Genomic DNA, 13,972 nt, shown 5'->3' on the forward strand with positions numbered 1-13,972 from the left:
GAGGGACGGCGTGATGACTCTCCGCAACGTTCTGGTGGGTGCGCTCGCAGTGGTGAGCCTGACCGCCTGTGGCACGACCACGCCGTCCGGAGACAGCGGCAAGATCCAGGTCGTCGCCTCCACGAACGTGTGGGGCAGCGTGATCAAGGCCGTCGGTGGCGACGCCGTCGAGGTCAAGGCGCTGCTCGACGACCCGTCGGCCGACCCGCACTCGTACGAGAGCAAGCCCGCGGACGCCGCGCTGGTCAAGGACGCCAAGCTGGTCGTGTTCAACGGCGGCGGCTACGACGACTTCTTCGCCAAGCTGATCACCAGCGACGCCACCAAGAAGATCGAGGCGTTCCCGCTGCGCGACAACCACGCGGAGCCGCAGACCGGGACGCCGGACGCGGACGGGCACGACCACAGCGTGAACGAGCACGTCTGGTACGACCTGCACACCGTGCGCGCCGTGGCCGAGGCCGCCGCGAACGAGCTGGGTGCGATCGCGCCGGACAAGAAGACGACGTTCGAGAGCAACACCCAGCAGTTCACCGCCGCGCTGGAGGACCTCGAGAAGAAGGTCGACGGCATCGGCAAGGGCAAGAAGGTCGTCGCGACCGAGCCGATCGCGCACTACCTGATCGACGAGACCGGTGCCGAGGACGTCACGCCCGAGGCGTTCAGCAAGGCGATCGAGGAGGAGTCGGACGTGCCGGCCGCCGCACTCGCGTCGATGAACCAGCTGGTCGAGGGCAAGCAGGTGAACGCGCTGGTCAACAACACGCAGACGGAGAACCAGGTCACCAATGGCATCGTCGAGAAGGCCAAGACGGCCGGGGTGGCGGTCGTGCCGGTCACCGAGACGTTGCCCGAGGGCGTGACCGGCTACCTTGACTGGATGAGCAAGCAGGTGGACGCGTTGTCGCAGGCGCTCAAGGCATGAGCGCGATCTCGCTGCGCGGGGCCCGGCTGTCCTACGGGGACAGAGTGTTGTGGGACGGGCTCGACCTCGACGTCGAGCCCGGTGAGTTCCTCGCGGTCCTCGGGCCGAACGGGTCCGGCAAGACCAGCCTGATGAGGGTGCTGCTGGGGTTGCAGCCGCTGTCGTCCGGCTCGGTCGACGTGGCCGGCGGAAACCGTGCCATCGGGTACATCCCGCAGCAGCGAGCGCTCGACCAGTCCATGACGTTGCGCGGCCGCGATCTCGTCGGCCTCGGCCTCGACGGCTACAAGTGGGGCCTCGGCCTGCGCAACCGTCGTGAGCGCAGGATCCGCGTCGACGCGGCCATCGAGTCCGTCGGCGCCACCCGGTACGCGGACTCGCCGATCGGCCTGTTGTCCGGGGGTGAGCAGCAACGGCTGCGCGTCGCCCAGGCCCTGGTCGGCGACCCGACCGTGATGCTCTGCGACGAACCACTGCTGTCGCTCGACCTCGCGAACCAGCGCAACGTCAGCGAGCTGATCGACAAGCGCCGCCGCGAGGCGAACACCGCCGTCCTGTTCGTCACGCACGAGCTGAACCCCGTGCTGCCGCTCGTCGACCGGGTCCTCTACCTGGTGGGCGGGCGGTTCCGCGTCGGTACGCCGGAAGAGGTCATGAACTCCCGCACGCTGTCCGAGCTGTACCGGACGCCGGTCGAGGTCGTGCGGGTGCGCGACCAGATCCTCGTCGTCGGTGCCGGGGCCTGCGAGGAGCAGACCCACCACCTCACGGCGGAGGCCGCGTCGTGACGTTCCTCGACCTGCTCGAACTGGACTTCGTGCAGACCGCGCTGATCGCGGCCGCCGTGCTGGGCCTGGTCGCGGGCGTGCTCGGACCGCTGGTCGTGACCCGCAAGATGGCTTTCGCGGTGCACGGGACCAGTGAGCTCGCGTTCACCGGTGGCGCGGCGGCGTTGCTGCTCGGCATCGGCATCGGGTACGGCGCGCTGGCCGGGTCGATCATCGCCGCGGTGCTGCTGGGCGTGCTGTCACGCCGCGAGAGCGACCGCGACTCGGTGATCGGCGCGATCCTGGCGTTCGGGCTCGGCATGGGCATTCTCATGCTCGCGCTCTACAAAGGCCGTGCTTCCAACAAGTTCGGGTTGCTGACCGGGCAGATCGTCGGCGTCGACTCCACCGACCTGAACCTGCTGGTGATCTCTTCGGTGGCGGTGCTCGCCGTGCTGGCGGTCATCTACCGGCCGTTGTTCTTCGCCTCGGTGGACCCGGACGTCGCTGTTTCGCGCGGTGTTCCGGTGCGGGCGTTGTCGATCGTGTTCGCCGTGCTGGTCGGTATCGCGACGGCGCTTTCGGTGCAGGTCGTCGGCGCGCTCCTGGTGCTGGCCTTGATGATCACGCCGGCCGCTGCCGCCATGCGCATCACCGCGTCGCCTTTGCGGGCGACCGTTCTTTCGGTTGTTTTCGCGGAAGTCGCGGCGGTGGGCGGCATTCTGCTGTCGCTGCAACCAGGCCTTCCGGTGTCCGCTCTCGTCACGGCGGTGAGCTTCGTGATATACCTCGTATGCCGAGGTATTGGGGCTGTGCAACGACGTTCCACATGATGGACTGGCGTAGCTCGCGCTTTTTGCCTGCATATCGCGCTGACCAGGTGGCGTAACACGCTGGTAACAAACTGATCGCCGCTCGCCGTCCATGCTGTGGGCCATGAGCAGCAGCCCGCGATCCGAGCGGCGGTTGCGCGCCGACCGGGCGCGGCAAGCCGCCGACGTCATCCGCCAGCAGGTGGTGCGCCGTGCGTTTCCCGACGGCGTGCTGCCGGACGAACGCTTTCTCGCCGCCGAGTTCTCGGTGTCCCGCAACAGCATTCGCGAGGCACTGGAGTTGTTGCGCGAGGAAGGCCTCATCGACCGCGTGCCGGGCGTAGGCACAGTGGTCGTGGCGAACAAGGTCGAACACGGGCTGAACCAGCTGATGGGCCTCGCGGAAACCCTGCACGAGCACGGGGAAGTCACCAACGACGTGCGGGCGGCGACCGTGATCCGGGCGCCTTCTTCTGTCGCGCAACGACTTCAGCTCGCGCCTGATTCCTCTGTCGTCTACGTCGAGCGGTTGCGGCGGCTCAACGGACTGCCGCTGTCGCTGGACCTCACCTATCTCGCGCTGGACGTCGGCGAGCCGTTGCTCGACGAGGACCTCGTCAACCGCGACATCTTCTCGTTGATCGAGCAGACCTCCGGGCAGCGGCTCGGGACGGCGTCGGTCGCGTTGGAAGCGGTCAACGCCGATCTGCATTCCGCGACCGTGCTGGAGGTGCCGCGCGGAGCGGCGCTGATGGTCGTGGAACGTCTCAGCCACTTCGCTTCCGGGCGCCCGGTCGATCTCGAGTTCATTCGCATGCGCGGTGATCGCCTGACCATGCGCGCCGAAATCTGTCGCTGAACCTCCCAACAATCCAACACAGTTCCCACCACATTCCTGGAGTTGAGTCATGGCTCTGGTCAACAACCGTGCCGACGTACCGGTCACGATCAACGAATCCAAGTGCATTGACGGCTGTCGGCTGTGCGTTGACATGTGCCCACTCGACTCGCTGGCGATCAACCCCGACTCCGGCAAGGCGTACATGCACGTCGACGAGTGCTGGTACTGCGGGCCGTGCGCCGCTCGCTGCCCAACGGGTGCCGTGACCATCAACATGCCTTATCTCCTCCGGTGAAAGGGAAAACGGTGAAGCGCTGTTTGTTGGCCTCTGTTCTTCTGCTCGCCGCGTGTGGAACGGGCGAGGCTGCTTCGGGCTCGGAAGTCCCGGTCGTCGTCGGCTACCAGTCGAAGACCATCAACACCGTCACCGCGGGCACGTTGTTGCGGGACAAGGGGTTCTTCGAACAGCGGTTGGCCGAGCTGGGGAAGAAGACCGGCAAGACTTACAAGGTGACCTGGCAGGACTACGACACCGGCGCGCCGATCACCGCGCAGATGATCGCGGGGAAGATCGACATCGGGTCGATGGGTGACTACCCGTTGCTGATCAACGGGTCGCGGACGCAGAAGCAGGGTGACGCCGGCACCCGGATGGTCGCGGTGACCGGGTACAACGCCCGCGGCGCGCTGAACATGGTCGTGGTGCCGCCCAGTTCGTCCGCTCGCACGCTGGCGGACCTGAACGGGCAGAAGGTGTCCGCGAGCGTGGGATCGGCCGGGCACGGGACGCTCGTGCGGGCGTTGGGCGACACCAAGGTGACCGTCGAGAACCAGCAGCCGTCGGTGGGCGCTTCGGCCCTGCAGTCCGGGAACGTCCAGGCGCTGGCGCAGTTCGTGGCGTGGCCTGGCCAGCTGGTGTTCGCCCGCCAGGCCAAGCTGCTGTACGACGGCGCCGCGTTGAACCTGCCGACGTTGCACGGGACAGTGGTGCGGAATCCCTTCGCACAGCAACAGCCCGAAGTGCTGCGGGAGTTCCTGCGGGCGCAGCTCGACGCGACGAAGTTCTTGCACACCAAGCCTCTTGAGGCAGCGGAGGTCGTCGCGAAGGCGACGAGTCTGCCGGTCGAGGTCGTGTACCTCTACAACGGGCCGAACGGCATCGCGACGTTCGACCTGTCGCTGAAGTCCGTGCTGCGCAAGGCGTTGAAGGAGGACGTGCCGTTCCTCAAGTCGATCGGCAACATCGACGAGCTGGACGTCGACGCGTTCATCGACGACAAGCCGCTGAAGGACGTCGTCGAGTCGACCGAGGACCTGACGAACCCGGCCTCGCTGGGTGGCGATCCCCGCGTGGCCAGTGAGGCGTGGTTCGACGGGGCGTCGCCGGAGGCCGTGGCGTCGCCGACGGCGTTGCTGAAGCTGGTGAACTCCAGCGGCAAGAAGCTGCGCGTCGGGTACGTGCCGGACGCCGAGACGGGCACGCGGTGGTTCGCCGAGCACGCGTTCTGGGTGCGGTCGGGTGCCGAACTGCTGCCGTTCACGACCGAGGCCGCAGCCTCGAAACGTGGTCAGGTGCTGACGTTCCAGCAGGCGCTCTCCGTGGCAGGCAAGTGATGCGCTGGGTGTTGAGGATCGGGTCCCTGGCAGCAGGCCTGGTGTTGTGGCAGCTGCTGACCGCGTCGGACACGCGGGCGTGGCTGCGGTTCGACCAGCTGCCGACCGTCGTCGAGGTCGCGGAGCGGTTCGTGGTGCAGATCGGTGCCGCCGAGTACTACCACGACCTGGGCAACAGCCTGGCGCGGATCATGACGGGCTTCCTGCTGGCCGCTGCGCTGGGGATCTCCCTGGGCGTGCTGATCGCGCGCTCGGCCTGGCTGGGCGACCTGCTGCGGCCGCCGCTGGAGGTGGTCCGCCCGATCCCGGCGATCGCGCTGGTGCCGATCGCGATCCTGCTCTTCCCCACCGACGAGCAGGGGATCGTGTTCATCACGTTCGTCGCGGCGTTCTTCCCGATCCTGGTGTCGACCAGGCACGCGGTGCGCGCGCTGCCGACGATCTGGGAGGACGCGGTCCGCACCATGGGCGCTTCGCGGGTTCAGGTGCTGTTCCGGGTGGTCCTGCCCGGTACGTTGCCCGGCGTCTTCGGCGGCCTGTCCGTCGGCATGGGCGTGGCGTGGATCTGCGTGATCTCGGCCGAGATGATCTCCGGCCAGTTCGGCGTCGGCTACCGCACCTGGCAGGCCTACACGGTCGTCGACTACCCCGGCGTGATCGTCGGCATGGTCACGATCGGCCTGCTCGGCTACCTGACGTCCGCCGCTGTGGAACTGCTGGGTCGCCGCGTGACGCGGTGGTTGCCTCGGGAGGCGCTGCGATGAGCCTGCGCGTGAGTTCGCTTGTCGTCGGGTACGGCCGGTCCGCGGTGCTGTCCGACTTCTCGTTGTCCGTGGCGTCCGGCGAGTTCGTGGTCGTGGCTGGTCCGTCCGGCTGCGGCAAGTCGACGCTGTTGCGTGCGGTGGCCGGACTGATTCCGTTCCGCGGTGCGATCTCCGTGGACGGCGTCGCTGTGCGCGGGCCGTCGCGGGACCGCGCGCTGGTGTTCCAGGACGACGGGCTGCTGCCGTGGCGGACCGCGTTGCGCAACGTCGAGCTCCCGCTTGCGCTGCAAGGGATTCCGCGTGCCGAGCGGCGGGCTCGGGCCTTGGCGTGGCTGGAGCGCGTCGGCCTGGCCGGGTTCGAGGGCTATCTGCCGCGGGAGTTGTCGGGCGGCATGCGTCAGCGGGTGCAGCTGGCGCGGACGTTGGCGCAGCAGCCGTCCGTGGTGCTGATGGACGAGCCGTTCGGTGCGCTGGACGCGCAGACCCGCTCGTCGATGCAGGAACTGGTGACCGAGGTGCTGTCCGGCACCACAACTCTGTTCGTCACGCACGACGTCGACGAGGCGGTGCTGCTGGGCGACCGCGTGGTCGTCCTGGGCGCGGGTGAGGTCGAACGTCGGCGCGACGCGATTCTCGCGGCGGTGAAGGCATGACTGTCGAATTGTCCTGCGACGTCCTGGTCATCGGCGGCGGCACGGCCGGCTCGATGGCCGCGATCACCGCGGCCGAAGCAGGCCGGTCCGTCCTGTTGCTGGAGAAGGCGCACGTCCGGCACTCCGGGGCGTTGGCCATGGGGATGGACGGCGTCAACAACGCCGTCATTCCGGGAAAGGCGCTGCCGGAGGACTACGTCGCTGAGATCACGCGCGCCAACGACGGGATCGTGAACCAGCGGACCATCATGCAGACCGCAACCCGCGGTTTCGAGATGGTGCAACGGCTCGAGCGCTACGGCGTGAAGTTCGAGAAGGACTCGTTCGGCGAGTACAACGTCCGGCAGGTGCACCGATCCGGGTCGTACGTGCTGCCGATGCCCGAGGGCAAGGACGTCAAGAAGGTTCTGTACCGGGTGATGCGGGAGCGCAGGCTGCGCGAACGGCTGCGCATCGAGAACCGGGTTATGCCGGTACGAGTGCTGGTGTCCGAGGGACGAGCCGTCGGGGCTGCCGGGTTCAACACCCGGACCGGCGAGTTCGTCACCGTGTCCGCGGGCGCCGTGGTGCTGGCCACCGGGGCTTCCGGTCGTCTTGGGCTGCCGGCTTCCGGGTATCTGTACGGGACCTACGAGAACCCGACCAACGCTGGTGACGGGTACTCGATGGCCTATCACGCCGGGGCCGAGCTGTCCGGAATCGAGTGCTTCCAGATCAACCCGCTGATCAAGGACTACAACGGGCCCGCTTGCGCGTACGTGGGGAATCCGTTCGGGGCGTACCAGGTCAACTCGCTGGGGGAGCGGTTCGTCGACTGCGACTACTGGTCCGGGCAGATGATGGCCGAGGTCGCCGCGGAGATCGCTTCTGAACGCGGACCGATCTACCTGAAGACGACGCACCTGCCCGAGGAGTCGATCTCGGCGTTGGAGGGGATCCTGCACTCCACCGAGCGGCCTTCTCGGGGGACGTTCCACAGTGGACGAGGGCGGGACTACCGGACCCATGACATCGAGATGCACATCTCGGAGATCGGGTTGTGCGGCGGGCACTCGGCCTCCGGGGTGTGGGTGGACGAGAACGGTCTTACGACTGTGCCCGGGTTGTACGCGGCCGGGGATCTTGCCTGTGTGCCGCACAACTACATGATCGGCGCGTTCGTGTTCGGGGATTTGGCCGGTGCGCACGCTTCTGCCCATCTGCTTCCGGGCGTGCCGTTGCCTGCTGACCAGGTTGCCGAGGCCTCCGAGTTGATCTACCGGCACTCGCGTCAGCCTGATGGGCCGCCGCAGCCTCAGGTCGAGTACAAGTTGCGGCGGTTCGTGAACGACTACGTCGCCCCGCCCAAGACCGCTACGAAGTTGTCGTTGGCGTTGGAGGCGTTCGACCGGATGTCGGGCGAGATCGCCGAGATGGGGGCCCGGTCTCCGCACGAGTTGATGCGGTGTGTGGAGGTGTCGTTCATCCGGGACTGCGCGGAGATGGCCGCGGCGTCCTCGTTGATGCGGGACGAGTCTCGGTGGGGCCTGTACCACTCCCGGGTCGATCTGCCGGAGCGTGATGATGCTCGGTGGTTCCACCACTTGAACCTGCGGAAGAACGCCGCTGGGGAGATGGAGTTCATCAAGCGGCCGGTTTCGCCGTATCTGGTGGAGGTGGAGGGGGTTCCGCACCGGCCCGGGGTGGAGGAGTACCTCGGGGTGCGTTCGGCTGCTGTCGCCGTGGCTGGGGATTCGGGTGTTGCCGACGAGGTCGTCGTCCAGTCCGAGCGGGTGTTGGAGGTCCTCGGACTGGTTGATTCACAGGCTTCGTTGGAGGTGCTGGAGCCGTACCTCGTGGACGGCGATGTGACGGTTCGGCGGGCTGCTGTTTCCGTGCTGACCGAGGCGGTGCCTGCCGGGTTCGAGTTCGCGCTGGTGCGGGCGATGGCGGATGTCGCTGTGCGGGACGTTGCCGCTGCCGGGTTGCTGGAACTCGTCGAGGTCGTGCCCGCGTCTTCGGCGTTGCGCGAGGCGTTGGAGAGGTCGCCGGCCCGGGCTGTCGCCTTGGAAGTGTTGTGGGCGTTGAAGCTCGGGACTTCCGCGGTTTATGCGGCCGGACTTGCCGATGGTGATGTCGAGGTCCGGTTGGCCGCCGTCCGCGGGCTGGTCGGGTTGCGGGAGGACTCGGTGCTCGCGGTCGCCGTTTCGGATCCTGCCCGGGAGGTCCGGGTTCAGGTGGCTCGGGGGATTTCCGACGTCGGCGTGCTGGGGTCGCTGGCCGCGGATGCTGATCCGCTGGTGCGGGCCGCGGCGTTGGAGGCGGCCGGACGGGTCGGGCATCCGGAGGTGTTGCACGGCAAGGCTGTCGAGTTGATCGGGGATCCGGCCTGGGAGGTCCGGGTCGGGGTCGCCAGGGCGCTCGACTCCGCCGAGCTGGTGGCCGGGTTGCTCGCGGATCCCAATCTGGACGTCCGGAAGGCCGCAGTGCGGGCTTTGGGCCGGTGGGCGGAGGATCCCGGGGTCGTGCCGGCGTTGAAGCGGGCGCTGGACGATTCGGACGCCGATGTCCGGGCCTATGCCCGGTTGGCTCTGTCCTGATCCCGGTGGGCGTCGACGGCGGCCAGGACCGCGTCGGCGACCTCTTCCAGCGGCCGGGTGCCGTCGACGATCGTCGCCCCGAGGGCTCGGTAGGTGGCCTCGACACGGGCGTTGTGGTCGAGTGACGCCGCCAGTTCCTCGGGGTGCTTGCCGAAGGAGTTGGTCGTGCGGGTCAGCACACGGTCGCGGAGCGTCTCGTTGTCGATCACCAGGCACACCACGTGGGTGAAGAGGTCCCGGACTTCGGCCTCGTTCTCGACACAGCCACAGAGGAACACGGTCTCGTCGTGCGTCCTCGCCGCGAGAGCCTCGACCTTCGCCCGGCTCATCTTCCAGCCGAAGCGGTCCAGCCACCCCGCCGGTACCGGGTCGGGAGGATCGACGACGACCTCTCCGCTCGTCCGGTCCACCCAGTGGTTGTAGCCCGCCCAGTCGGTGTCGATCGCAGACCGTCCCCGGCTCTCGAGGACCGCGCAGACCGTCGACTTGCCGGCCCCTGAAGTGCCGGTCACCCACACCAACGGCATCGGCTCAGGCGGTGCGGGACGTGATCGGCTTGGTCACGTCGTCCTGGCGCGGGGCCGGCATCAGGCGCGGCGGGATGTCCAGGCCTGCCACGCGGACCTGGTTGCGGCCGTTCTCCTTGGCCTTGTAGAGGGCCGCGTCGGCGGAGTGCTGGGCAGTGGCCATGTCCGGGCCGTTGTCCGGGATCACTGCTACGCCGATGGAGGCGCTGATTGCTTGCAGCGACTCGCCTTCTGGTTCTGGCGGCTGGATTTCGCGGCCGTAGAGGGTGACCACGTTGCGGTGCTTGTCGGTGGTCGGGACGGCCAGGGAGCCGATGGCCTCGCGGATGCGTTCGGCGATGGTCACGCCTTGGGCCACCGGGGTGTCCTTGAGGGCCACCACGAATTCTTCGCCGCCGTCTCGGCCCGCTACGTCGCCCGGGCGGAGTTTTTCGCGCAGGATTCGGCCCACTTCGGCCAGGACGGCGTTGCCTGCCGGGTGGCCCCAGGTGTCGTTGATGCGCTTGAAGTGGTCCAGGTCGATGACCAGGACGGTCATCGGTTCGCCGTCCAGGCGGCAGCGTTCGGCGAGCCTTCCGGCGTACTCGGTCAGGCCGTTGGTGTTGAGGAGGCCGGTTCGGTAGTCGGTGTGGGCGTCGGCTGCCAGGCGTTGGTGGAGTTGTTCTTGTTCGCGCAGCAGGCGTTCCAGGTGGGAACGGCGTTCTCCGGCGCGGGAGAGCAGGGCGTTCACGAGGATCACCGGGACGGTCAGCAGCAGAGGGCCCACCCAGTGGGTGGTCATGAGCATGCCGAGCATGGCGCCGGCGCCGAGGGTGCTCATTTCGAGCATGTTGTCGACTTTGGAACCGAGGAAGTCGAGGACCTTGGAGTTCGGCGTAACGATCTTGAACGCCGTCGCGACGGTCATCACCTGGACGAACCAGTAGAGAACGGCGGCGATTGCCAGGATCAGGACCAGGCCGAGGTCGGTCGGCACGTTTCCCGTTGCTGCGAGCGAAACACCCGAAAGGTGGACCAGTGCCCACGAAAGGAGGGTGGAGGCGAGCATCGAGGCTGTGCCGAAGACGAAGCGGTACGGCTGGCGGCGGGCGATGGGCTGGATCAGGATGCGCATCCAGATCGTGGCGATGACGGCCAGGCCGCCTGGCAGGGCCACGGCGGCGGCGAAGGTCCAGACAGAGGTCAGGTCGATGTGGGGGCCTGAGGCCTCGTTGCGGCGGGCCTCTTCTGCTCTGCGGACCACGGTCAGGTGAATGGTGATCGCGGCGATGAGCGCGCCGAAGCGCAGCCAGTCGGAGGTGGAGACCGTCGTCAGCTTCGTCAGGAGCCAGATGGACGCCACGGCCACGGCCGCTTCGAGCACGAAAAAGTATGCGATCGCACTAGGCGCAACGGTCCAAAGGTCCCAGTTGCGAATCGGAGTCAAGCCGAGTGCCCGCGATCGCCTGCGATCAGTCAAACTGTTCTTCACCACGACCCCCTACGCTCATGGCACTTCATGAGCTAAGCCGCCGCTGACCAGGTCGTAGACCACCCGCTGCTGCTAGTCGCAACGAGGAGGTGTCCTTCCATGTGCAACCGAGACTTCTGAACGCTGCCTCTCTCCTCGACCCGACTTCAATCGCACCTGATCATCCTGGTGCCTCTGCTACGGATATCGCTATTGGTGACCGTTCTGTTTCAGATTGCCACCGCCTTCGTGTCGTTGCGACCTCGAGCACGTCGCCAGGCGAAGGTCGCCTGCGTCGCCAGCAGCAGTCCGATACCGCCCGCACCCGCGATCGTGGCCGTCAGCGAGCCGATCGAATGGGCGACCACACCGGCCAGCGCCATTCCTCCGCCCTGGCTCGAGCGCAACGCAGCGCGCCCAATGCCATAAGCCCTTCCTCGGTACTGATCCGGTAGCAGCCGCATCCAGGCTGAACGAGCAGGCGTGTGATAAGCCCCGCCTATACCGGCAATGACCAACAAAACGATCGTCCACGTCAGGTTCGGGTTGAACGCGAACATGATCAACGGGGCCAGCGACAGGATCGCCAGCGGACCGATCAGCCGTTCTCGCTTCGCCGGATCTCGCACGAGACGGAAGAGCAACGCCACGCCCAGCACGTTCGCCGCGGGTTCGATGGCGAGGATCAGGCCCACCGCCCACACCGCGTTCAGGCTCGCCGCCAGTGGCACCGCGAGTCCTTCGGGGACCATCGCGAGGCCCGCGAGCAGCCGGACGCCGAGCAGTGTCCTCAATCGCGGCTCGGACACCATCAGGGTCAGCACGCCGCGCGGTTCGTCGTCCTTCTTCTTGCGGCCCAGTGGATCCGCGGCTGGACGGTGCTTCACGGACACCTGCACCAGGATCGCCAGCACCGCGAACGTCACGGCGTTGATCGCGAGCGCGACGCCGGGGTTGGTCTGGGCGACGAGGAAGCCGGCGGCGGCCAGTCCGGCCATCTGAGCGATGTCGACGGACGTGCCGAACAGCGCCACGCCGTCGTCGTAGCGGTGTGCCGGTAGGACGTGCGGGAGGCTCGCCTCCTGGGCGGCGAGGTACGGCGAGGAGATCGCCAGCACCGTCACCAGCAGCACGATCATCGCCCACAGCGGCATGCCCGGAATGGCCATCGCGGCCATCAGCCCGGCCTGCATCCACGCCGTCGTCACCATTACCGTGCGTCGCGGGAACCGGTCGGCCACCCAGCCGAGCAACGGGCCCGAAATCAGCGGCGGGAAGAGCGTCAGCGACCAGGTGAGGGCAGTCCAGGCAGCGGATTGTGTTCGCTCGAATACGAGCAGTGACAATGCGACCGCCGCGAGTTGGTCCCCGGCGGTCGAAGCTGTCGAACCGATCCACATGGCGCGGAACTCACGCAAACCCACGAGCTCGCGGAGGGCGCCGCGGGTCGTCATGCGCGACCTCGGCGAGCCGCGCGTCGCGCGCGGCGAATCAGCAGGTCCTGATTCGCTCTACGCCGAGTCACGTCGCCCCCGCCGGTGGTAATCAATTTCTATCGACAATCACGGTAGAAGCTGCCTGACCGTTCAACGTCAGTCCTACCACAGTGTGTACCTAAACGGAGCAGGCTGGTTACCTAAAGTAGTTACAATAGCGAAACGTAGCGCTGATCTTCTTCACAGTTGACCTCGGCGTCGCCTGATTGGACCCCAAATGGTCACGTTGTGTGTCAACCGGTGCCAAACGGGTGTCACCAGATCGGCCAACCGGTGCAATCGGCTCCGACCCCTGCCCGGCTGAACTGGTAATTGGTGATCCGGACAGAACGTACCCGCGCTCGGGAGTGGCGCGTAATAGGCCACGCCGTTTGTCATCGCAGTCACCCGCAAGTGCTTGGCAACAGCGGACTTCACCGTTTCCCCGCCCGCGCACCTAAACCGGTTTCGCGGGCAGGAAAACGATCACTAACGTCGGAGAATGACGCGCTTAGCGTCGCGAACTAGCCGATAACGTCAGTCGACTCAGGCCTTGACTCGGGCCTTGTGCGACTCAGCCGTTGTGCGACTCAGCCCTTGGCGACGATGCGGCGGCGGCGCGCGATCTCGGCGAGCACGACACCGGCCGCGACGGACGCGTTGAGCGACTCGACGCCGGTGGCCATCGGGATCGACACGGTCTGGTCGCAGGTCTCCTTGACCAGACGGCCGAGACCGCGGCCTTCCGAGCCCACGACGACGACCAGCGGGCCCGTCGCGAGGTCCAGACCGTCGACGTCCACGTCACCGTCCGCGTCGAGGCCCACGATCATCAGGCCCGCCTCCGCCCAGTCACGCAGCGTGCGGGTGAGGTTCGTGGCCATCGCGATCGGCAGCTTGGCCGCCGTACCAGCGCTGGTACGCCAGGCAACAGCCGTCATCGACGCACTGCGCCGTTGCGGCAGCACCACGCCGTGCGCACCGAACGCCGCGGCCGAGCGCACGACGGCACCCAGGTTGCGCGGGTCCGTCACGCCGTCCAGCGCCACGAGCAACGGCGTGTCACCGGCCCGTTGTGCGATCTTGAGCAGCTCGTCGGGCGTGGCGTACTCGTACGGCGGCACCTGCAGGCCGAGGCCCTGGTGCATCGCGCCGCCGGTGATCCGGTCGAGCTCGCCGCGGGCCACCTCCAGCACGGAGATGCCCCGGTCGGCGGCCAGACGCACGGCTTCCTGCACGCGGTCGTCCGCGTCGATGCCCAGCGCCACGTACAGCGCCGTCGCCGGCGTGCCCGCGCGCAGACACTCGACGACGGGGTTGCGGCCCGCCACGGTCTCCGCGAAGGCCTTGTCGCTCTTCTGCCTGCGCTGGGACTTGATCGCCTCGGTCTTCGCCACGACCTTGGCCCGCTTGTACGCGGGGTGGTTCGGGCGCTCGGAGGCCTTCGGGGTCGGGCCCCTGCCTTCCAGCCCCTTGGACTTCTGCCCGCCGGAGCCGGTGACCGCGCCCTTCTTCGAGCCCGGATTGCGCATCGCGCCCTTGCGCTTGGAGTTGCCAGCCACGGA

General features: G+C 67.4%; 13 protein-coding genes. 9 read left to right on the forward strand and 4 right to left on the reverse strand.

Annotation, left to right across the window (positions count from 1 at the left end):
* Positions 1-13 precede the first annotated feature (13 nt).
* The 9 genes from ACWGE0_RS40195 (at position 14) to ACWGE0_RS40235 (ending at position 8,955) form a co-directional block, all read left to right on the forward strand.
* Complete coding sequence (locus ACWGE0_RS40195) at positions 14-925, forward strand: metal ABC transporter solute-binding protein, Zn/Mn family (protein WP_452266124.1); 912 nt, start codon at positions 14-16, stop codon at positions 923-925.
* Positions 922-1,713: a metal ABC transporter ATP-binding protein gene (locus ACWGE0_RS40200; RefSeq protein ID WP_452266125.1), complete on the forward strand. Its 792-nt coding sequence runs from the start codon at positions 922-924 to the stop codon at positions 1,711-1,713. The genes ACWGE0_RS40195 and ACWGE0_RS40200 overlap by 4 nt, the downstream gene beginning before the upstream one ends.
* Positions 1,710-2,525 carry a metal ABC transporter permease gene (locus tag ACWGE0_RS40205; RefSeq protein ID WP_452266126.1) on the forward strand — a complete coding sequence of 272 codons (816 nt, stop codon included), beginning with the start codon at positions 1,710-1,712 and terminating at the stop codon, positions 2,523-2,525. Before ACWGE0_RS40200 ends, ACWGE0_RS40205 begins: the two co-directional genes overlap by 4 nt.
* 103 nt (positions 2,526-2,628) lie before the next feature.
* A complete protein-coding gene (locus tag ACWGE0_RS40210) occupies positions 2,629-3,363 on the forward strand; it encodes a GntR family transcriptional regulator (RefSeq protein ID WP_452266127.1) in 735 nt (244 codons plus the stop codon).
* A gap of 49 nt (positions 3,364-3,412) precedes the next feature.
* Entirely contained in the window at positions 3,413-3,640 is a 228-nt protein-coding gene (locus ACWGE0_RS40215) for a 4Fe-4S dicluster domain-containing protein (RefSeq protein ID WP_452266128.1), read from the forward strand.
* Between the two features lie 26 nt (positions 3,641-3,666).
* Positions 3,667-4,959: an ABC transporter substrate-binding protein gene (locus ACWGE0_RS40220; RefSeq protein WP_452266129.1), complete on the forward strand. Its 1,293-nt coding sequence runs from the start codon at positions 3,667-3,669 to the stop codon at positions 4,957-4,959.
* Positions 4,959-5,723 (forward strand): ABC transporter permease, encoded by a 765-nt coding sequence (locus ACWGE0_RS40225; RefSeq protein ID WP_452266130.1) that lies wholly within the window; start codon positions 4,959-4,961, stop codon positions 5,721-5,723. The genes ACWGE0_RS40220 and ACWGE0_RS40225 overlap by 1 nt, the downstream gene beginning before the upstream one ends.
* An 8-nt stretch (positions 5,724-5,731) precedes the next feature.
* Positions 5,732-6,376: an ABC transporter ATP-binding protein gene (locus tag ACWGE0_RS40230; RefSeq protein WP_452266131.1), complete on the forward strand. Its 645-nt coding sequence runs from the start codon at positions 5,732-5,734 to the stop codon at positions 6,374-6,376.
* On the forward strand, positions 6,373-8,955 hold the full coding sequence (locus ACWGE0_RS40235; protein ID WP_452266132.1) for a fumarate reductase/succinate dehydrogenase flavoprotein subunit: 2,583 nt from the start codon (positions 6,373-6,375) through the stop codon (positions 8,953-8,955). Before ACWGE0_RS40230 ends, ACWGE0_RS40235 begins: the two co-directional genes overlap by 4 nt.
* Here the strand turns inward: ACWGE0_RS40235 and ACWGE0_RS40240 are convergent.
* The 4 genes from ACWGE0_RS40240 to rlmB form a co-directional block, all read right to left on the reverse strand.
* Positions 8,931-9,467 (reverse strand): AAA family ATPase, encoded by a 537-nt coding sequence (locus ACWGE0_RS40240; RefSeq protein ID WP_452266133.1) that lies wholly within the window; start codon positions 9,465-9,467, stop codon positions 8,931-8,933. The genes ACWGE0_RS40235 and ACWGE0_RS40240 overlap by 25 nt on opposite strands.
* A gap of 19 nt (positions 9,468-9,486) precedes the next feature.
* The gene (locus ACWGE0_RS40245; protein WP_452266134.1) at positions 9,487-10,845 is read right to left on the reverse strand and encodes a GGDEF domain-containing protein; all 1,359 of its coding nucleotides are present in this window, start codon (positions 10,843-10,845) and stop codon (positions 9,487-9,489) included.
* Between the two features lie 317 nt (positions 10,846-11,162).
* A complete protein-coding gene (locus ACWGE0_RS40250; protein WP_452266135.1) occupies positions 11,163-12,386 on the reverse strand; it encodes an MFS transporter in 1,224 nt (407 codons plus the stop codon).
* Positions 12,387-12,997: 611 nt separating this feature from the next.
* Positions 12,998-13,969: a 23S rRNA (guanosine(2251)-2'-O)-methyltransferase RlmB gene (gene rlmB / locus ACWGE0_RS40255; protein ID WP_452266136.1), complete on the reverse strand. Its 972-nt coding sequence runs from the start codon at positions 13,967-13,969 to the stop codon at positions 12,998-13,000.
* Between the last annotated feature and the right edge of the window lie 3 nt (positions 13,970-13,972).

Source organism: Lentzea sp. NPDC054927, assembly GCF_053610285.1.

What these genes read in the sequence shown, in the direction of transcription:
- ACWGE0_RS40195 (WP_452266124.1), top strand. Translation starts at nt 14, where the DNA reads ATGACTCTCCGCAACGTTCTGGTGGGTGCGCTCGCAGTGGTGAGCCTG.
- ACWGE0_RS40200 (WP_452266125.1), top strand. Translation starts at nt 922, where the DNA reads ATGAGCGCGATCTCGCTGCGCGGGGCCCGGCTGTCCTACGGGGACAGA.
- ACWGE0_RS40210 (WP_452266127.1), top strand. Translation starts at nt 2,629, where the DNA reads ATGAGCAGCAGCCCGCGATCCGAGCGGCGGTTGCGCGCCGACCGGGCG.
- ACWGE0_RS40215 (WP_452266128.1), top strand. Translation starts at nt 3,413, where the DNA reads ATGGCTCTGGTCAACAACCGTGCCGACGTACCGGTCACGATCAACGAA.
- ACWGE0_RS40225 (WP_452266130.1), top strand. Translation starts at nt 4,959, where the DNA reads ATGCGCTGGGTGTTGAGGATCGGGTCCCTGGCAGCAGGCCTGGTGTTG.
- ACWGE0_RS40235 (WP_452266132.1), top strand. Translation starts at nt 6,373, where the DNA reads ATGACTGTCGAATTGTCCTGCGACGTCCTGGTCATCGGCGGCGGCACG.
- ACWGE0_RS40250 (WP_452266135.1), bottom strand. Translation starts at nt 12,386, where the DNA reads ATGACGACCCGCGGCGCCCTCCGCGAGCTCGTGGGTTTGCGTGAGTTC.